Source organism: Bradyrhizobium sp. JHI2711, assembly GCF_056156565.1.
Genome location: NZ_JBPZPT010000004.1, coordinates 93,474 through 111,043 on the forward strand (window position 1 = coordinate 93,474; position 17,570 = coordinate 111,043).

17 protein-coding genes are annotated in these 17,570 nt (G+C 63.8%); 11 read left to right on the top strand and 6 right to left on the bottom strand.

Features of this window, described 5'->3' with window-relative positions; genetic code table 11:
* Nucleotides 1-195: 195 nt before the first annotated feature.
* Nucleotides 196-387, top strand: a complete 192-nt coding sequence (locus ACTEK7_RS27910) for a hypothetical protein (RefSeq protein WP_036013862.1) — start codon at nt 196-198, stop codon at nt 385-387.
* A 249-nt stretch (nt 388-636) separates the two neighbouring features.
* On the opposite strand, the gene ACTEK7_RS27915 is transcribed toward ACTEK7_RS27910, so the two are convergent.
* Complete coding sequence (locus ACTEK7_RS27915) at nt 637-1,089, bottom strand: nuclear transport factor 2 family protein (RefSeq protein WP_036013866.1); 453 nt, start codon at nt 1,087-1,089, stop codon at nt 637-639.
* 152 nt (nt 1,090-1,241) lie between these two features.
* Between ACTEK7_RS27915 and ACTEK7_RS27920 the strand changes: the two genes are divergently transcribed.
* The gene (locus ACTEK7_RS27920; RefSeq protein WP_225147889.1) at nt 1,242-1,928 is read left to right on the top strand and encodes an HAD family hydrolase; all 687 of its coding nucleotides are present in this window, start codon (nt 1,242-1,244) and stop codon (nt 1,926-1,928) included.
* 106 nt (nt 1,929-2,034) lie between these two features.
* Nucleotides 2,035-2,880 carry a DeoR/GlpR family DNA-binding transcription regulator gene (locus tag ACTEK7_RS27925; RefSeq protein ID WP_225147888.1) on the top strand — a complete coding sequence of 282 codons (846 nt, stop codon included), beginning with the start codon at nt 2,035-2,037 and terminating at the stop codon, nt 2,878-2,880.
* A 3-nt stretch (nt 2,881-2,883) separates the two neighbouring features.
* On the opposite strand, the gene ACTEK7_RS27930 is transcribed toward ACTEK7_RS27925, so the two are convergent.
* Both ACTEK7_RS27930 and ACTEK7_RS27935 read right to left on the bottom strand, forming a co-directional pair.
* Nucleotides 2,884-3,309, bottom strand: a complete 426-nt coding sequence (locus ACTEK7_RS27930; protein WP_036013859.1) for a type II toxin-antitoxin system VapC family toxin — start codon at nt 3,307-3,309, stop codon at nt 2,884-2,886.
* Complete coding sequence (locus ACTEK7_RS27935) at nt 3,306-3,590, bottom strand: type II toxin-antitoxin system Phd/YefM family antitoxin (RefSeq protein WP_057026246.1); 285 nt, start codon at nt 3,588-3,590, stop codon at nt 3,306-3,308. The genes ACTEK7_RS27930 and ACTEK7_RS27935 overlap by 4 nt, the downstream gene beginning before the upstream one ends.
* Before the next feature lie 228 nt (nt 3,591-3,818).
* On the opposite strand from ACTEK7_RS27935, the gene glpD reads away from it, so the two are divergent.
* The 7 genes from glpD to ACTEK7_RS27970 all read left to right on the top strand — a co-directional run bounded on the left by glpD (nt 3,819) and on the right by ACTEK7_RS27970 (nt 11,535).
* Nucleotides 3,819-5,369, top strand: coding sequence for a glycerol-3-phosphate dehydrogenase (gene glpD / locus ACTEK7_RS27940; protein WP_225147887.1), 1,551 nt, complete (start codon nt 3,819-3,821; stop codon nt 5,367-5,369).
* The gene (locus ACTEK7_RS27945) at nt 5,366-6,442 is read left to right on the top strand and encodes an ABC transporter ATP-binding protein (protein WP_225147886.1); all 1,077 of its coding nucleotides are present in this window, start codon (nt 5,366-5,368) and stop codon (nt 6,440-6,442) included. The genes glpD and ACTEK7_RS27945 overlap by 4 nt, the downstream gene beginning before the upstream one ends.
* Before the next feature lie 14 nt (nt 6,443-6,456).
* Nucleotides 6,457-7,542 carry an ABC transporter ATP-binding protein gene (locus ACTEK7_RS27950; RefSeq protein WP_225143206.1) on the top strand — a complete coding sequence of 362 codons (1,086 nt, stop codon included), beginning with the start codon at nt 6,457-6,459 and terminating at the stop codon, nt 7,540-7,542.
* Nucleotides 7,542-8,516, top strand: a complete 975-nt coding sequence (locus ACTEK7_RS27955; protein ID WP_036024799.1) for a carbohydrate ABC transporter permease — start codon at nt 7,542-7,544, stop codon at nt 8,514-8,516. Before ACTEK7_RS27950 ends, ACTEK7_RS27955 begins: the two co-directional genes overlap by 1 nt.
* Nucleotides 8,516-9,322 (top strand): carbohydrate ABC transporter permease, encoded by an 807-nt coding sequence (locus ACTEK7_RS27960; protein WP_036013847.1) that lies wholly within the window; start codon nt 8,516-8,518, stop codon nt 9,320-9,322. Before ACTEK7_RS27955 ends, ACTEK7_RS27960 begins: the two co-directional genes overlap by 1 nt.
* A 10-nt stretch (nt 9,323-9,332) precedes the next feature.
* The gene (locus ACTEK7_RS27965) at nt 9,333-9,662 is read left to right on the top strand and encodes a DUF2160 domain-containing protein (protein ID WP_225147885.1); all 330 of its coding nucleotides are present in this window, start codon (nt 9,333-9,335) and stop codon (nt 9,660-9,662) included.
* Nucleotides 9,663-9,792: 130 nt separating this feature from the next.
* Complete coding sequence (locus tag ACTEK7_RS27970; protein WP_036013842.1) at nt 9,793-11,535, top strand: ABC transporter substrate-binding protein; 1,743 nt, start codon at nt 9,793-9,795, stop codon at nt 11,533-11,535.
* A 237-nt stretch (nt 11,536-11,772) separates the two neighbouring features.
* On the opposite strand, the gene ACTEK7_RS27975 is transcribed toward ACTEK7_RS27970, so the two are convergent.
* The 3 genes from ACTEK7_RS27975 to ACTEK7_RS27985 all read right to left on the bottom strand — a co-directional run bounded on the left by ACTEK7_RS27975 (nt 11,773) and on the right by ACTEK7_RS27985 (nt 14,963).
* Nucleotides 11,773-12,873 (bottom strand): alkene reductase, encoded by a 1,101-nt coding sequence (locus ACTEK7_RS27975; protein ID WP_225147884.1) that lies wholly within the window; start codon nt 12,871-12,873, stop codon nt 11,773-11,775.
* 179 nt (nt 12,874-13,052) lie between these two features.
* Nucleotides 13,053-13,556, bottom strand: a complete 504-nt coding sequence (locus ACTEK7_RS27980; protein WP_036013837.1) for a DUF1993 domain-containing protein — start codon at nt 13,554-13,556, stop codon at nt 13,053-13,055.
* Between the two features lie 111 nt (nt 13,557-13,667).
* Nucleotides 13,668-14,963, bottom strand: coding sequence for a lytic murein transglycosylase (locus ACTEK7_RS27985; RefSeq protein WP_225138011.1), 1,296 nt, complete (start codon nt 14,961-14,963; stop codon nt 13,668-13,670).
* A gap of 281 nt (nt 14,964-15,244) precedes the next feature.
* On the opposite strand from ACTEK7_RS27985, the gene ACTEK7_RS27990 reads away from it, so the two are divergent.
* Nucleotides 15,245-17,569, top strand: coding sequence for an AI-2E family transporter (locus tag ACTEK7_RS27990; protein WP_057026251.1), 2,325 nt, complete (start codon nt 15,245-15,247; stop codon nt 17,567-17,569).
* Nucleotide 17,570 lies beyond the last annotated feature (1 nt).

Sequence of the window (17,570 nt, forward strand, 5' to 3'; positions counted from 1 at the left end):
AGCGCCGCAGAACGCGGCACGAGCAAGTCACATCGTCGCGGCTTCGCCAAGAACCAGTCAAGAACCAGTCATAAAACGGATGAGGTCCCGGCGTACTCAATTGCGTGTCGATTCGGGGTGGAAACGCCGCAAATGCCCTTGGGAACCTTTGGGCAGGAGCGCCGTTGTTTGCCCGCACTGAGGAAGCCACGGACTATGCCGGACAGCTACATCATCGAAGTCGATTCGCAGACCGCAGGTATCGTCGTTCGTTCTTCTGGAGGCTACTGCTTCTTCGCCTCATCGCACCGTTTCAACCGTCTCGAAGGCCAGCTCTTCCGCAACGCCCGCGAAGCCGAGCGCGCCGCGCGCAGGCTGGTGAATGGCGACGTGAAGGAGGCGGCGTAACTGTCATTCCGGCCCGCGAGGCGTGGTCGGAATTTTTTGCCGCCCTTGATGTTGCTGCCTTCTTCCTTCTCCCCTCATGTCCGCCGAAGCCTTGGCGAAGGCGGATGCGGGAGAAGGTGGCGCGAAGCGCCGGATAAGGGGGTGGCTCCGCGAATTCAACAGAGAGTTAGACCCGCGGATAGATACCCCTCACCCGGCTTCGCTTTGCGAAGCCACCCTCTCCCGCAAGGGGAGAGGGGAAAGACGTGATCACAACTTCGTCGCCGCCCGCGACAACAGCTTCCACTCGTCGCCTTGCTTCTGCCAGTTCATCAGGATGTGAAGGTTGGTCGATACTTTTTTCCCATCGGCCGCCATCTCCTGCTCGCCCAGCCAGTGGAAACGCACGATCGCTGCGGGGCCGACGACCTTGATGGTGGGATCCTTGTATTCGATGGACAGAAACTTCGATTTGCCGTCGGTGGCGTTGGCGATGAACGCCGCCTTGTCTTCGACCTTGCCGCTGGAATGGCTGTAGCTCAGTTCCTCCGCGCAGAGCGCGCCGAGCGCCTTGGGATCGGCCGCGATCTGGGCGAGGCGGAAGGCCTCGACCCTCTTCGCCACGGCGTCCTCGTCTGCCGAAGCGGCGAGCGCCGGCGTGGCGAACGCAAGCGCGGACACGGCGAGCGTCGAGAGAGCCAGATCGCGTCGGTTGATCGTCATCGTTTCCTCCTTTTTGATCTTGCAATCAGTGTTGCAGTCGCACGCGGCTTTGTCGAGTGTCACCTGCCTCATGTGGATGCGTCATTGCGCGATCGAGGCCGTATTGATACGCCTTCCGCATCGATGCGCCGCGCATTTGGGAAAGTACGGAAATGATCGAGACCAGACACGATGGAATGGGCCGGGCGCTGTTGTTCGACATCGACGGCACGCTCGCCGACACCGATCCGTTGCACTTGAAGGCTTTCAACCAGGTGCTCGGCCCGCACGGACACGTCTTCGATCACGCACGTTTCTCCCTCGAGCTGCAGGGCTTCGCCAATGTCGCGATCGGCGAGCGCTTTCTGCCCCACGAGGCGCCGGAGCGGCGCGCCCTCATCCTCGAAGAGAAGGAGGAGGTCTTCCGCACGCTGGTGGCCGGGCAGATCGCGCCGCTGCCGGGCCTGATGGCGCTGCTCGACCGCGCCGATGGCGCCGGCATCCCCATGGTCGCCGTGACCAACGCGCCGCGTCTCAACGCCGAGCTGCTGCTCTCAGGACTCGGCATCACGCATCGTTTCAAGGCGCTGGTGATCGGCGCCGAGCTGCCGCACGGCAAGCCGCATCCGCTGCCCTATCAGGAGGGGCTGCGTTTCGTCGGCGCGAGCCCGCGAGCCTCGATCGCATTCGAGGACTCCCGCACCGGCGTGCAGTCCGCAACGGCCGCCGGCATTCCGACTGTCGGCATCCGGACCAGCCTCAGCCATGCTGACCTGGTTGGAGCAGGCGCGGTCGCCTCCGCCAGCGCGTTCGACGACCCGACGCTGCTCGCACGTCTTGCAAGTGCCATGGGGTGGTAAGAAATGGCATGGTGAGGACCTTCATCCGTCAACCGTGATCGGCGTCCGCATTGACCGCAGGCGCGAACCGCCGCACCATGCATCATTCTGATTTGAGGCCTTTGCCGTGACCGGATTGACCCATCGCCAAGCCGAAATCCTCAACATCGCGCGCGCCTCCGGCCGCGTCATGGTCGAGGAGCTGGCGCGCCGCTTCGAGGTGTCGGCGCAGACCATCCGCAAGGATCTCAACGATCTCTGTGAGCGGCGTTCGCTGACCCGCATCCATGGCGGCGCCATCATCGCCTCGGGCGTGGAAAACCTCGCCTATGAGGCGCGCCGCTTCGTCGCCGCCGACGAGAAGAAGGCGATTGGCGCTGCCGCCGCCTCGCTGATCCCGAACGGCTGCTCGCTCTTCATCAACATTGGCACCACGACGGAGGAGGTGGCGAGCGCGCTGACCTCGCATGAGGATCTGCTCGTCATCACCAACAACCTCAATGTCGCCATGCTGCTCTACCGCCATCCGCGCATCGAGGTGGTGGTCGCCGGCGGCACGGTGCGGCGCGCCGATGGCGCCGTGGTCGGCTCGACCGCGACGCAGCTGATCGGACAGTTCAAGGTCGACTATGCCATCATCGGCGCCTCGGCGATCGACGAGGAGGGCGCGCTGCTCGACTTCGACTACCGCGAGGTGCAGGTGGCGCAGGCCATCATCGCCAATGCCCGCAGCGTCATGCTGGTCGCCGATTCCACAAAACTTCGCCGCAGCGCGCCGGTGCGCATCGCCCACATCACCCAGATCCAGACCTTCGTCACCGACCAGGAGCTGCCCGAGCGCCTCGCCACCATCTGCCACAGCAAGGGCATCGAGGTGGTCGAAGCGATGCCGAAGGGCGCGGAGGTCGACGATGCGTCGGCCGAGGTGCAGGATGCCGCACTGGAAGCCGCACCAGTGGTGCGGCTGAGATAGAGGCTAAGCGTCGTCCCAGGGGTTGAGCAGCGGAACGCCGAAGGCCGCAAAATCCTTCACGTTGCGTGTGACGAGTGTGAGATCGTTGACCAGCGCAGTCGCCGCAAAGAAGCCGTCCATGACGGACAATGCGACGCCGCTCTTGCGGCTCTGCGCCATGAGGTCACCCCAACGCTCGGCCACTGTTTGGTCGATCGGCAGGACGCGCTCCGCAAACCGCGCAGGCAAATCGTGGGCAAGCCAGACGGCCAGCGCGGTGCGTCGGCGACCATCCTCAAGCAATGCGATGCCACGGCGAAGCTCGGCGATCGAGGCGACGCTGATGAACGCACGGTCCTCATCGATCCTATCCAGCCATGCCACAACTTTTGGCGAAGGCGCGGGCCGCTGAACTTCCGAAAGCACGTTGGTGTCCAGCAAAAGGTTCATGGCACTTCGTCGCGTGGCGCGTCGTGCAGCCGGTCGAGTTCAAGGTCGGCGCCGCGCAACGGCGAGGCCAGCAGGAATTCGGCCAGGGTGCCCTTGCGCGCTGTCTTGCGCGCCCATTCCTCGACGGAAACGATGACGGCATTCGGCTTGCCGTGACGGGTGATGACCTGCGGGCCGGTCTGGGCGCGGTCGAGCACCTCGGACAGTCGCGCCTTGGCATTGGCCAACGTCCAGCTGTCATTCGTTGGAAGCGCGTCGGGTTCAACGTTACGATTGACCATAGGGATAACCATTTTGACTATTATGACTATAACCGCTCGACGCTGACCAATCAAGGTGCTGGTGTCCTCCCAAATCGTCGTGGCGCTGCCCAACATGAACTCCTCTTGCTCACCAAGAAACTTCCGCTTTCGCTTCCTTTCGCCTCTCTTTCATCTTGCTTTCGTTTTTCGGTGTGATCTAATCAAAAGCGAAAGTAGCCGCTTGATGGAACGGGCGGTCGCCGGGGGATGCGTCTGTTGGAGCGTATTTTCGATCTCGCCATCATCGGAGGCGGTGTTAACGGCTGCGGCATCGCGCGCGACGCGGTGGGCCGCGGTAACACGGTCTTCCTGTGCGAAATGAACGATCTGGCGAGCGGGACATCGTCGTGGTCGACCAAGCTCGTGCATGGCGGCCTGCGCTATCTCGAATATTACGAGTTTCGGCTGGTCCGCGAGGCCCTGATCGAGCGCGAGATCCTCTGGGGCATCGCGCCCCACATCATCCGGCCCCTGCGATTCGTTCTGCCGCATCACGCCGGCCTGCGCCCGGCCTGGCTGCTGCGCCTCGGCCTCTTCCTCTATGATCACATCGGCGGCCGTCACCTGTTGCCGGCGACCCGCTCGGTCGATCTCAAGCGCGATGAGGTCGGCAAGCCGCTGATCCCGAACCGCTACAGCCGCGCCTTCGAATATTCGGACTGCTTCGTCGACGACGCCCGCCTCGTCGTGCTCAATGCGCGCGATGCCGCCGACAAGGGCGCCGAGATCCGCACCCGGACCCGCGCCACCGAGATTCGCCAGTCGGACGGCGTCTGGACCGTCAGCATGGTCGATACGCTGACCGGCGCGCGCTCGCAGATCCAGGCCAAGGCGCTGATCAATGCTGGCGGACCCTGGGTCGAGGACGTGCTCGGCCGCGGCGCCGGCGTGAATGCGAAAGCCAAGGTGCGCCTGGTGCAGGGCTCGCACATCGTCGTGAAGAGGCTCTACGACCACGACCGCGCCTACATGTTCCAGAATGCCGATGGCCGCATCATATTCGTGATCCCGTACCAGGACGACTTCACGCTGATCGGCACCACCGACCGCGACTATGACGGCGATCCTGCCAAGGTGAAGGCGACGCCTGAAGAGATCGAGTATCTTTGCAAGGCGGCCAGCGAATATCTGGCCAAGCCCGTCGCGCCCGCCGACGTGGTCTGGACCTATTCCGGCGTGCGTCCGCTCTATGACGACGGCGCCAGCGAGGCCAAGGCCGCGACGCGCGACTACGTGTTCGAGCTCGACACGCCCGGCGGCGTGCCGCTGCTGTCGATCTATGGCGGCAAGATCACGACCTATCGCAGGCTCGCCGAAGAGGCCTTGGAGCGCCTTGCGCCTTACTTGCGCAGTGCGAAAGCGCGCGAAGGCTGGACCGGCAAATGGCCGCTGCCGGGCGGTGACATGAACGTATCCGACATCGACGGCCTGATCGCCGAGCTGCAGCGCGGCTATCCCTTCCTCAGCCATGAGCATGCGCGGCGCCTGGCGCGCGCCTATGGCACCCGTGCCATCAAGCTGCTCGGCGATGCAAAATCGGCTGCGGATCTCGGCCAGGCCTTTGGCGCCACGCTAACCGAGCGCGAGGTCCGCTATCTCATGGCCAACGAATGGGCCGTCACCGCCGACGACGTGGTCTGGCGCCGTTCCAAGCTCGGCCTGCGACTATCTGCCGACGAGATCGCGACCCTCGACGACTGGATCAGGAGCCATGCCGTGGCGCAAAGTCCCCTGCTGGAAACGGGAGGACGCTCATGACCGTGACACTCGATCACGTGACCCGGACCGTGGAAGGCGTGCCGCACATCCGTGACGTCTCGCTGACGCTCGAGAGCGGTACGCTCAACGTGCTGCTCGGGCCGACGCTGTCAGGCAAGACCTCGATCATGCGGTTGCTCGCCGGCCTCGACAAGCCGACCACGGGCAAGGTGTTCGTCAACGGCACGGACGTCACCGGCGCCGACGTGCGCCAGCGCTCGGTCGCGATGGTGTACCAGCAGTTCATCAACTACCCCTCGCTCACGGTCTACGAGAACATCGCCTCGCCCCTGCGCGTGCAGGGCAAGCCGCGCGACGAGATCGAGGCGCGCGTCGCCGAGGCCGCAAAGCTGCTGCGGCTCGAGCCGTTCCTGAAGCGCACGCCGCTCCAGCTCTCCGGCGGCCAGCAGCAGCGCACCGCGATCGCACGCGCGCTGGTCAAGGGCGCCGACCTCGTGCTGCTCGACGAGCCGCTCGCCAATCTCGACTACAAGCTGCGCGAGGAGCTGCGGGCGGAGCTGCCGCGCATCTTCGAGGCCTCCGGCGCGATCTTCGTCTATGCCACAACCGAGCCGACCGAGGCGCTGCTGCTCGGCGGCAACACGGTGTGCATGTGGGAGGGCCAGGCACTGCAGATGGGTGAGACCACCAATGTCTATCGCCGGCCGCAGACCTTGCGCGTTGCGCAGGTGTTTTCGGATCCGCCGCTGAATCTCGTGGGCCTCGAGAAGGGGAACGGCATGGTCCAATATGCGGGCGGGAGTGCAGCGCCCGCGTCCGGGCTTTATGCCGGTCTGCCCGACGGCTTCTATCGCGTCGGCTTTCGTGCCCATCAGCTCGGGCTTGCCAATGGCGAGGCCGACCGTCACGCCTTCCACGCCACTGTCACGGTGACCGAGATCACGGGTTCGGAGAGCTTCGTGCACCTGACCCGCGACGGATCGAATTGGGTGGCGGTGCTGCACGGCGTGCACGAGTTCGAGCCGGGCCAGATGCTCGATGCCGTGCTCGATCCCAATGATGTCTTCGTCTTCGATGCTGCCGACCGTCTGGTCGCGGCACCGGGCTCTTAGGAGGGAGATGCGCCATGGCCCGCATTGACCTCGTCGATCTCGCCCATTCCTACGGCGGCAACGATGCGCCGCAGGAGAGCTTTGCGCTCAAGCCTGTCACCATGACCTGGCGGCAGGGCGGCGCCTATGCGCTGCTCGGCCCCTCCGGCTGCGGCAAGACCACGCTGCTGAACGTCATCTCCGGCATCATCACGCCGTCGCGGGGGAAGATCCTGTTCGACGGCAAGGACATCACACCGCTGTCAACCCAGAAGCGCAACATCGCGCAGGTGTTCCAGTTTCCGGTGATCTACGACACCATGACGGTGGGGGAGAACCTGGCGTTTCCGCTGAAGAATCGCGGCGTGCCGAAGGCCGACATTGACAGGCGCGTCGCCGAGATCGGTCGCCTGCTCGATCTCGAGCCCTATCTGAACCGCAAGGCCACGCGCCTGACCGCCGACGCCAAGCAGAAGATCTCGCTCGGCCGCGGTCTCGTGCGCAACGACGTTGCCGCCGTGCTGTTCGACGAGCCGCTGACGGTGATCGATCCCGAGCTGAAATGGCAGCTCCGCTCCAAGCTGAAGGCGCTGCATCGCGAGCTCGACCTCACGATGATCTATGTCACCCATGACCAGACCGAGGCGCTGACCTTCGCCGACACCGTCGTGGTCATGCATGACGGTCGCGTCGTGCAGAGCGGCACGCCGGCCGAGCTGTTCGACAAGCCGGCGCATACGTTCGTCGGCTATTTCATCGGTTCGCCCGGCATGAACATCCTGCCGGCCGAGGTGAGGGGGCGCGAGGCCAGGATCGACGGCCACGTCATCGCGCTGAACCGCAGCTACGACAACCTGCCTGCAGGGGCGAAGATCGAGATCGGCGTTCGTCCCGAATTCGTCGAGGTGGTCGCGCCCGCACCTGGCCTGCTCACCGCCAGGATCGATCGCATCGACGACCTCGGCCGCATCCGCTTCGCGCGCGTGCGCGTCGGCGATGCCAAGCTCGCGGCGCGCGCTCCTGGCGGCTTCACCAGCGCGGACGGTACCGCCGGGCTGAAATTCGATCCGTCGCACGTCCACGTCTATGCCGACAGCCTTCTCGTGGAGGGAGCCGCCTGATGGACAAGACCGTCAACCAAAAAGCCTGGTTCCTGGTGCTGCCGGTGTTCCTGGTCGTCGCCTTCTCGGCGGTGCTGCCGCTGATGACGGTGGTGAACTATTCGATGCAGGATACCTTCGGCAACAACCAGTTCTTCTGGAACGGCGTCGGCTGGTTCAAGGAGCTGCTCGATCCCTCCACCGATCTCGGCGGCCGCTTTCTCGCCTCGCTCGGCCGCAACCTGTTCTTCTCGCTCGTTATCCTGGCCATCGAGGTGCCGCTCGGCATCGTCGTCGCGTTGTCGATGCCGCGCGAGGGCTGGACCGTCGCAGCCTGCCTCGTCATTCTCGCGCTGCCGCTGCTGATCCCCTGGAACGTGGTCGGCACCATCTGGCAGATCTTCGGGCGTCCCGACATCGGCCTGCTCGGCTACGTCCTCAATGCCATGGGCTTCGATTACAATTACGTCTCCAACGACGTCGATGCCTGGTTCACGGTCATCGTGATGGACGTCTGGCACTGGACCAGCCTCGTCGCGCTGCTGTGCTATGCCGGCCTGAAGTCGATTCCCGAAGCCTATTACCAGGCCGCGCAGATCGACGGCGCCTCGCGCTGGGCCGTGTTCAAGGCGATCCAGCTGCCGAAGATGAACCGCGTGCTCTTGATCGCGGTGCTGCTGCGCTTCATGGACAGCTTCATGATCTACACCGAGCCGTTCGTCGTCACCGGTGGCGGGCCCGGCAATTCCACCACCTTCGTGTCGATCGAGCTGGTCAAGATTGCGCTCGGCCAGTTCGACCTCGGCAAGGCCGCGGCGCTGTCGCTGGTCTACAACCTCATCATCCTGATCGTCTGCTGGATCTTCTACACCGTCATGACCAATGCCGGTGTCGAACGCAAAGTCCAGGCTTCGAGCGAGCCGGCGGCGGAGCCCAAGCCCGCGGCCGCGCTCAAGCCCGTGCCCGCACTCGAGCCAAGGGAAGGAGTGGCCTGATGCATTCGATCCCCGGCCGTCGCCTCATCATGGGGCTGTTCCTGATCTTCCTGCTGCTGCCGATCTACTGGCTCGTCAACATGAGCTTCAAGACCAACAGCGAGATCGTCTCGACGATGACGCTGTGGCCGCACACTCCGACGCTGCAGCACTACAAGCGCATCTTCACCGACGAGAGCTGGTATTCGGGCTACATCAATTCGCTCGAATACGTCGTCCTCAACACCATCATCTCGATCGCCGTGGCGCTGCCGGCGGCTTACGCCTTCTCGCGCTACCGTTTCCTCGGTGACAAGCATTTATTCTTCTGGCTGTTGTCGAACCGCATGGCGCCGGCGGCGGTCTATGCGCTGCCGTTCTTCAATCTCTATTCGGCGATCGGCCTGTTCGACACCCCCTGGGCCGTCGCGCTCGCGCACTGCATCTTCAACGTGCCGCTCGCGGTGTGGATCCTCGAAGGCTTCGTCTCCGGCGTGCCGCGCGAGATCGACGAGACCGCGTTCCTCGACGGCTATTCCTTCCCGCGCTTCTTCATCAAGATCCTGGTGCCGCTGATCGCGAGCGGCATCGGCGTCGCCGCCTTCTTCTGCTTCATGTTCTCCTGGGTCGAGCTCTTGCTCGCGCGCACGCTGACGTCGGTGCATGCCAAGCCGATCGCAGCGATCATGACGCGTACGGTGTCGGCGGCCGGCATGGATTGGGGCCTGCTCGCCGCCGCCGGGGTGCTCACCATTATTCCGGGCGCGCTGGTGATCTGGTTCGTCCGCAACTACATCGCGCGCGGTTTCGCGCTCGGCCGCGTCTGAGGAGGCATCAATGGAATCCATCGCATGGATGGCCTGGACGCTGCCGACCGCGATCTTCTTCGCCGCGCTCGCCTGCACGCTTCTCGTGATGACCTGGCTCGCCGCGGTCTATCCCGAGGCCGAGCGTGTCGGCGTGCTGCGCATCCCGACCACGCGCGGCGACCGCCTGTTCATCTCGCTGATTGTGGCCGCCGTCATCCACCTCGCGTGGATCGGCCTCGTCGGCACCGACGCGATCGCTACGCTGCCTATCGGCGAGGAGGGGTTTGAAATCTCGAGCCTGTGGCTCGCATCAGGAATTTCGCTGGTCACGGCCGCGCTCATTTTCCGCACGGTCTGAAGCTTGCGAAGGGACGGCCAGATCCGGGACCAACCCGGGCCTGTATAAAAGTTTGTCGCTGCAACGGAGGAACAACATGCGACAGTTTAGGAGAAGGAAAGGTCCATTGACCAAGAATAGTTTTCTGACCATGTCCAGCGCCGCTGCGATCATCGCGGTGTCGTTCGCCGTCTCGGCGCCGGTTCGCGCCGCCGACGAGGCCGTGATCCAGAAATGGATCGCGGAATTCACGCCTTCGACGCTGTCGAAGGAAGACCAGAAGAAGGAGCTGGAGTGGTTCGCCAAGGCCGCCGAGCCCTTCAAGGGCATGGAGATCAACGTCGTCTCCGAGACGATCACGACTCATGAATACGAGGCGCAGACGCTCGCCAAGGCATTCTCCGAGCTCACCGGCATCAAGCTCAAGCACGATCTCATCCAGGAAGGTGACGTCGTCGAGAAGTTGCAGACCCAGATGCAGTCGGGCAAGAACGTCTATGACGGCTGGATCAACGACTCCGACCTGATCGGCACGCATTTCCGCTACGGCCAGACCATTGCGCTGTCGGACTACATGACCGGTGAAGGCAAGGACGTCACCAACCCCATGCTCGACGTCAACGACTTCATCGGCAAGTCGTTCGGCACCGGGCCGGACGGCAAGCTCTACCAGCTGCCCGACCAGCAGTTCGCGAACCTCTACTGGTTCCGCTACGACTGGTTCACCAATGCCGACTACAAGGCCAAGTTCAAGGCCAAGTATGGCTACGAGCTCGGCGTGCCCGTGAACTGGTCCGCCTATGAGGACATCGCCGAGTTCTTCACCAATGACATCAAGGAGATCAACGGCGTCAAGGTCTACGGCCATATGGACTATGGCAAGAAGGACCCCTCGCTCGGATGGCGCTTCACCGACGCCTGGCTGTCGATGGCCGGCAATGGTGACAAGGGCATTCCGAACGGTCTGCCGGTCGACGAATGGGGCATCCGCATGGAGGGCTGCCGCCCGGTCGGCTCTTCGGTGGAGCGTGGCGGCGACACCAATGGTCCGGCCGCAGTCTACTCGATCACGAAGTATCTCGACTGGATGAAGAAGTATGCCCCGCCGCAGGCGCAGGGCATGACCTTCTCCGAGTCCGGCCCCGTGCCGTCGCAGGGTAACATCGCTCAGCAGATGTTCTGGTACACCGCCTTCACGGCCGACATGGTGAAGCCGGGTCTGCCGGTGGTGAATGCGGACGGTACGCCGAAGTGGCGTATGGCTCCGTCGCCGCACGGCTCCTACTGGAAGGAAGGCATGAAGCTCGGCTACCAGGACGCTGGCTCCGCCACGTTGCTGAAGTCGACTCCGCCGGATCGCCGCAAGGCAGCCTGGCTCTATCTCCAGTTCATCGTCTCCAAGTCGGTGAGCTTGAAGAAGAGCCATGTCGGTCTCACCTTCATCCGTGAATCCGACATCTGGGACAAGTCGTTCACCGAGCGTGCGCCGAAGCTCGGCGGCCTGATCGAGTTCTACCGCTCGCCCGCGCGCGTGCAGTGGACCCCGACCGGCAACAACGTGCCCGACTATCCGAAGCTCGCGCAGCTGTGGTGGCAGAACATCGGCGATGCGTCGTCCGGTGCGAAGACGCCGCAGCAGGCGATGGATGCTCTCGCGGCGGCCCAGGACTCCGTGCTGGAGCGTCTGGAGAAGTCCGGCGTGCAGGGCGCCTGCGGTCCGAAGCTGCACAAGAAGGAGTCGGCCGAGTACTGGTTCGCCAAGGCCCAGAAGGACGGCACCATCGCGCCGCAGCGCAAGCTCGCCAACGAGAAGCCGAAGGGCGAGACGGTGGACTACGACACCCTGATCAAGTCGTGGCCCGCCACTCCGCCCAAGCGCGCGGAAGTGAAGTAAGCGGCGCTTAGAGCGATATCAAACACGAAAGGCCGGGAGCGATCCCGGCCTTTTTGTTTTGTCGTTGTGGTGCGAGGGTTTTTCACACCCTCGGTGTCATTGCCCGCCTAGTGCGCAATTGCGCACAGGGGCGGGCAATCCAGTATTCCAGAGACGGTCGTGGTTGAACCGAGAAGCCGCGGCGTACTGGATGCCCCGCCTTCGCGGGGCATGACAGCGTCATGTGTGGAGAAGAACCTACTCCGCCGGCTCGGCCGCCAGCGTCGGGTAATCCGTGTAGCCCTTCGCACCACCACCGTAGAACGTGTTCTTGTCCCAGTCGTTCAGCGCCGCTCCCTGCTTCAGCCGCTCGACCAGGTCGGGGTTGGAGATGAACGGCTTGCCGAAGGCGATGAGGTCGGCGGCGTTCGCGTCCAGCACCTTGCTGGCCAACTCGAAATCGTAGCCGTTGTTGGCGACGTAGGCGCCCGAGAAGCGGTTGCGCAACGATGCATAGTCGAACGGCGCGATGTCGCGCGGCCCGCCGGTGGCGCCCTCGACCACGTGGAGATAGACCAGCTTCAACGCGCTGAGGCCGTCGACGATGTGATCGTACAGGGCCTGCGGGTTGGAATCCGAGATGTCGTTGGCCGGCGTCACCGGCGAGATGCGGATGCCGGTGCGCCCGGCGCCGGCCTCGGCGACGACGGCCTTGGAGACCTCCAGCATCAGCTTCGCGCGGTTCTCGATCGAGCCGCCATAGGCATCAGTGCGCTTGTTGGCGCCGTCCTTGGCGAACTGCTCGAGCAGATAGCCGTTGGCGCCGTGGATTTCGACGCCGTCGAAGCCGGCTTCCAGCGCGTTCTTCGTGGCGCGCTTGAAGTCGTCGATGATCCCGGGAATCTCGGAGAGCTCGAGCGCGCGCGGCTCGGAGACGTCGGCGAAGCCGCCGTTGACGAAGGTCTTGCCCTTGGCTCGGATCGCGCTCGGTGCCACCGGGGCTGCGCCATTCGCCTGCAGATCGACATGCGAGATGCGGCCGACATGCCAGAGCTGGATGAAGATCTTGCCGCCGCGTTCATGCACCTTGTCGGTGACCTTGCGCCAGCCGGCGACCTGCTCCTTGCTATAGATGCCGGGCGTGTCCTGGTAGCCCTGACCTTGTTGCGAGACCTGGCTCGCCTCGGTGATCAGCAGGCCCGCGGATGCACGCTGGGCGTAATAATCGGCGGCGAGCGGACCGGGCACGAAGGTGCCGGGTACGGCGCGGTTGCGCGTCAGCGGCGCCATGACCAGACGGTTGGCCAGCGTGATGGGGCCGAGCTTGTAGGTCTCAAACAATTTGGTCGAACGGCTCATGGGAATGCTTCCAGGCGATGAGAGGTCTCGAACAATTGTGCATCGCGGCATCGGGCGCAAGGGATGAGCCATACGGAAAGTGCAGGCGAGCTACGCGGCAGGGCGCGCGTAGCATAGTTCATGTGCAATGTCGGCTGCGACAGCGAAATCCCACTGTCGCGGCCGTGCGATTTCACAAATCAGTTCGCGCCGAGGAAATCGCGCTTGCCGATCTCGACGCCGTTGTGACGCAAGATGCCGTGGGCGATCGCGGCGTGGAAATAGAGGTTCGGCAGCGAGAACGAGCTCAGGAATTGCTGTCCCGTCATGGTGATGGTCTTGCCGGGGCCGATCGGAAAGGTGACGTCCTTGGCGTCGGCGCCCTCAAACTGCTCGGGCTTGAAGGATTTGACATAGTCGATCGTTTTCGCCAGCCGCTGCTTCAACTCCGCAAAGCTCGTTTCGGTGTCGGGCGTCGAGGGGACCTCGCTATGCGTCAGCCGCGCACAGCCTCTGGTCGGATAGTCGCTGACCAGCTGTATCTGCCGCGACAGCGGCAGCATGTCCGGGAAGAGGCGCGAGCCAAGCAGAACGCTGGGATCGATCTTCCTGGCCGCGCAATGCGCCTCAGCTTTGGTGAGCAGCCCGGTCACGCTGTTCAGCATCTGCAAATAGGCGGGGACGACGGCGTCGTAGAAGGACATGTGATGCTCGCTTCAAAGGGTGGGAAATCTCAGGAGGAAACCTGAGCCACTCACATGGGAGCCTCATGGAAAATTGCAATCGCGGAAAGCCATTTGTGCGATGCGAAAATTCTACCGCACCGTCGTCTGGGGCAGGACCTGCGCCGTGCCGCCGCGCATGCGCGCAAGCAGCTCGGCGGTCGGCCAGGAATCCGCCGGCAGGCCGTACTTGATCTGCGTCGCCTTCACCGCGGCGCGGCTCTGCTGCCCCAGCACACCGTCGACCTTGCCGACGTTGAAGCCGGCGCGCACCAGCAGCTGCTGCAATTCCTTGAGCTCGTTGAACGGCAGCTGCGCGACCGGCGCAGCCGGCTTGCGCATTGGCGCGGCCCCGGCGATGCGCGAGGCGAGATAGCCCGCGGTGGTCGCGTAGATCAGCGAGTTGTTCCACTCGGTGTAGGCCGCGAAATTCGGATAGGCCATGAAGGCCGGCCCGAAGCGTCCCATCGGCAGCAGCACGGAGGCTGCGAGATTGTCGTTCGGCAAGGGCCGGCCGTCGGGATAGGTGACGCCGAGTTGCGCCCATGTCGAGCGCGGCTCGCGCACGGTGAGATCGGTCTTTTCCCACGGCAGGTTCGGCGGCACCTTGATCTCCTCGAGCCACGGCTCGCCGCGCCGCCACTTCAATCCGTTTGCGATGTAGTTCGCGGTCGAGCCGATCACGTCGGCCGGCGAGCGCAACAGGTCGCGCCGTCCGTCGCCGTCAAAGTCGACCGCGTAGTTGACGTAGTGCACGGGCAGGAATTGGGTCTGGCCGAGCTCGCCGGCCCAGGAGCCGATCATCTCGTCGGGATGCAGATCGCCGCGGTCGATGATCTTCAGCGCCGCGATGGTCTCGTTCACGAACATCTCCGAACGGCGGCAATCATAGGCGAGCGACACCAGCGATTTCAGCGTCGGCAAATTGCCCATGTTGGCGCCGAAATCGCTCTCAAGGCCCCAAAACGCGGCGATCACCGCGGGCGGCACGCCGTATTCCTTTTCCGCGCGCGCAAACGCCGCGGCGTATTGCTTGATGTGCTGCTGCCCGTTCTGCATGCGATAGGCCGCGGCCATGCGGCCGGCGAATTCGGTGAAGAGCTGGCCGAACACGCGCTGGCCGCGGTCGCGGTTGACGATGCCCTGGTCGTAGACGAGATAGGGCGAGGCCTCCGCGATCGTGCGCTGCGACACGCCGGCGGCCACCGCCTGTTGCTTCACCTCGGTCAGGAAGCGATCGAAGCTCGCGCCATTGTGGCACGAGGCCCCGCGCGGCGAGGCGGCCTTCGGCACTGCGGGCTTGGCAGGAGGCGGAAGCATTTGGGCGGATGCCGTGGCCGTGCATGCGATAAGCGCGAGGGCCGCGATCGGAAATCGGGTCTGGACCATGGGGGTTCCGGCGGGGAAGGGCAGGCGTGGATTCGGCCGAAGTTTAGGGGAAGCGGCCGCCCCAGGCCATCCCCACCCTGCACCTGATCTGGAGTACGATAGGTCGCCCGCCTTGGTGCGCAGGGGCATGTATTCAGGAATCAAGCGATCGGCTCGGTTGGATCAATCCCGCCGAATCGGGGTTGACCTGTCGAACCCGTTACGGAAAGGCTCGTTCTGTGGCCGAGTTGCCTCCGGCGTCGACGCAACGAACACCGGCCGTGCGAGCCGCAACCTCGCCCATGCTCACGGCCGGCGGCATCGTCCTAGCCATCGGAGCCCTGTATCTCGGCCGGGAAATCTTCGTTCCCTTTGCCCTTGCCATCCTGCTGAGCTTCGTTCTCACGCCCTTGGTCAATTGGCTGAGACGTTGGAAAGTGCCCCGCATTGCAGCGGTGCTAATTGCCGTTTCCATTGCCTTCATCGTCGTCGCAGGGGTCGCCTTGGTCGTTGGGCGCCAACTGGTCCAACTCGCCAGCAACCTTCCCAATTATCAGACCACCATCACCGAGAAGATCCGCTCGTTGCAAAGCTCTGCGCCGGGCGGCGGGGTCGTCGACGCCGTTACCACGACGATGCAGGATCTCGGCAGAGAGATCTCGGGAGATGAGAAAAAGTCGGCGGCTGCATCCTCCCGGCTTGGCACCGGCAGTGAGAGTCGGGAGCCTGTCACCGTGCGGGTGGAGCCGCCACAGCCGAGACCGCTGGAGCTCATTCGATCGGTCATAGGTCCATTGCTGGCGCCGCTTGCGACTTCCGGGCTGGTCGTCATTTTCGTGATCTTCGTGCTGCTCGAGCGCGAAGACCTGCGCGACCGATTCATCAAGTTAGCCGGAGCCGGTGACCTTCAGAAGAGTACTCAGGCCATCAACGATGCTGCCTCGCGGGTCAGCCGCTATCTGCTGATGCAGCTTGTTGTCAATCTGACTTACGGCGTGCCGATCGGTGTTGCACTCTACTTTGTTGGCGTGCCGAACGCGATTCTTTGGGGCTTGCTCGCAGCGGTACTTCGATTCATTCCCTACCTCGGTCCTTTCCTGGCTGCTATATTTCCCGTTGCCCTGGCCATCGCCGTCGATCCCGGCTGGACGATGCTGTTCTGGGTCGTCGGTTTGTTCGTTACGGCTGAACTCGTCAGCAACAATGTTGTCGAGCCTTGGCTTTACGGATCCAGCACCGGGCTGTCGTCCCTCGCAATTATCATCGCCGCGATCTTCTGGACGATGCTGTGGGGACCCGTCGGGCTGTTTCTGGCGACACCTTTGACCGTCTGCCTTGTCGTCATGGGGCGCTACGTCCCGCAGTTGGAGTTCTTGGGCGTTCTGCTCGGCAGCGACCCTGTGCTCGCGCCGGAGGAGCAACTCTACCAGCGCCTATTGGCCGGCAATCTGGAGGAGGCGGTTGAGTTCGCCGAGAACTATGTCGACGAGTGTTCCTCGCGCGAGCTGTACGACAACGTCGGAATTCCGGCGCTGCGCCTGGCGGAGAATGATCGTCAGCGCAGCAGCATCGACACCAATTACCGGCGTCTCGTTGCGGATACGGCTATCTCGGTTGTCCGGGAGGTTGATGACCACATCCGCGAAAAGGCGAATGCAGTGGACGAGGGAAATCACACCGCGCAGCGACCATGCGTCCTCTGTCTCGCTGGACGCACGGAGCTCGATCATGCAGCGGCGGAGATGCTCGCGCAGGTGCTCGAGGAGCGCACCATCGGCGCCAAGGTCTTGCCGCCGATCGCGGTCAGTCGGGGAGCATTGGAGCAACTCGATCTCCAGGGGGTCGACGTGGTGTGTCTGTCCTACTTTCACCCGCAGCCGCAGGTCTACGCCCGCTATGTCTTTCGTCGCCTGCGCCGTCGGGCTCCACAGGTGAAGCTTGCCGCCTGCTGCTGGAATTTGATCGCCGGAACGGAACAGACGGGAGAGCTCAAGACCCAGATGGCGGCCGACGCGGCATTCGCCTCTCTCCAAGCATGCGTCGAGCAGGTTGAAGCATGGGTCGGTCGCGCGGCAGCTCTCGGCGATACGCCCCAGCTCACGGCCGACGCCGAACGTGCGCAGCTCGCCGCGCTGCGCGGACTTGGCTTGGACGCCTCGAAACGCCAGGACCTGGATGAGGCGTCCAGAAAGGTCGCGCAAGCGTTCAACGTTCCGATCGCGCTGGTGACATTGGTCGATCATATTCAGCTAACCGCCGCTGAAGCCCGCGCCCAAGAAGTTCAAGCAGGTCTGCCGAGCAATCACGAGGGCTCCCTCGACGCGCATGTGATCGCTGCAGGCGATATGCTGGTTTCGGAGGATGTGACCGAAGACCCGCGCTTCGCCGACGATCCGCATGTGCTGGAGCGAGGCATTCGCTTCTACGCGGGGGTCCCGCTCCGGACTTCATCCGGTCATGTTGTAGGCTGCCTTTGTGTCATCGATACTCAGCCGCGTGAGTTCACCGACCGGGATCGTGACCGCCTGCAGGAGATGGCGAAGCAATTGATGATCGATATCCAGAGCGCTCGAGTGGCCACAGGCGTCGAGTCGGATAGCTCGAGAGAGGTGCATCCCGCCCCCTAGC

Excerpts from the sequence above, each read along its gene's own strand:
- ACTEK7_RS27910 (WP_036013862.1), top strand. The coding sequence starts at position 196 with ATGCCGGACAGCTACATCATCGAAGTCGATTCGCAGACCGCAGGTATC.
- ACTEK7_RS27915 (WP_036013866.1), bottom strand. The coding sequence starts at position 1,089 with ATGACGATCAACCGACGCGATCTGGCTCTCTCGACGCTCGCCGTGTCC.
- ACTEK7_RS27920 (WP_225147889.1), top strand. The coding sequence starts at position 1,242 with ATGATCGAGACCAGACACGATGGAATGGGCCGGGCGCTGTTGTTCGAC.
- ACTEK7_RS27930 (WP_036013859.1), bottom strand. The coding sequence starts at position 3,309 with ATGAACCTTTTGCTGGACACCAACGTGCTTTCGGAAGTTCAGCGGCCC.
- ACTEK7_RS27935 (WP_057026246.1), bottom strand. The coding sequence starts at position 3,590 with ATGGTCAATCGTAACGTTGAACCCGACGCGCTTCCAACGAATGACAGC.
- glpD (WP_225147887.1), top strand. The coding sequence starts at position 3,819 with ATGCGTCTGTTGGAGCGTATTTTCGATCTCGCCATCATCGGAGGCGGT.
- ACTEK7_RS27945 (WP_225147886.1), top strand. The coding sequence starts at position 5,366 with ATGACCGTGACACTCGATCACGTGACCCGGACCGTGGAAGGCGTGCCG.
- ACTEK7_RS27950 (WP_225143206.1), top strand. The coding sequence starts at position 6,457 with ATGGCCCGCATTGACCTCGTCGATCTCGCCCATTCCTACGGCGGCAAC.
- ACTEK7_RS27955 (WP_036024799.1), top strand. The coding sequence starts at position 7,542 with ATGGACAAGACCGTCAACCAAAAAGCCTGGTTCCTGGTGCTGCCGGTG.
- ACTEK7_RS27960 (WP_036013847.1), top strand. The coding sequence starts at position 8,516 with ATGCATTCGATCCCCGGCCGTCGCCTCATCATGGGGCTGTTCCTGATC.
- ACTEK7_RS27965 (WP_225147885.1), top strand. The coding sequence starts at position 9,333 with ATGGAATCCATCGCATGGATGGCCTGGACGCTGCCGACCGCGATCTTC.
- ACTEK7_RS27970 (WP_036013842.1), top strand. The coding sequence starts at position 9,793 with ATGTCCAGCGCCGCTGCGATCATCGCGGTGTCGTTCGCCGTCTCGGCG.
- ACTEK7_RS27975 (WP_225147884.1), bottom strand. The coding sequence starts at position 12,873 with ATGAGCCGTTCGACCAAATTGTTTGAGACCTACAAGCTCGGCCCCATC.
- ACTEK7_RS27980 (WP_036013837.1), bottom strand. The coding sequence starts at position 13,556 with ATGTCCTTCTACGACGCCGTCGTCCCCGCCTATTTGCAGATGCTGAAC.
- ACTEK7_RS27985 (WP_225138011.1), bottom strand. The coding sequence starts at position 14,963 with ATGGTCCAGACCCGATTTCCGATCGCGGCCCTCGCGCTTATCGCATGC.
- ACTEK7_RS27990 (WP_057026251.1), top strand. The coding sequence starts at position 15,245 with ATGCTCACGGCCGGCGGCATCGTCCTAGCCATCGGAGCCCTGTATCTC.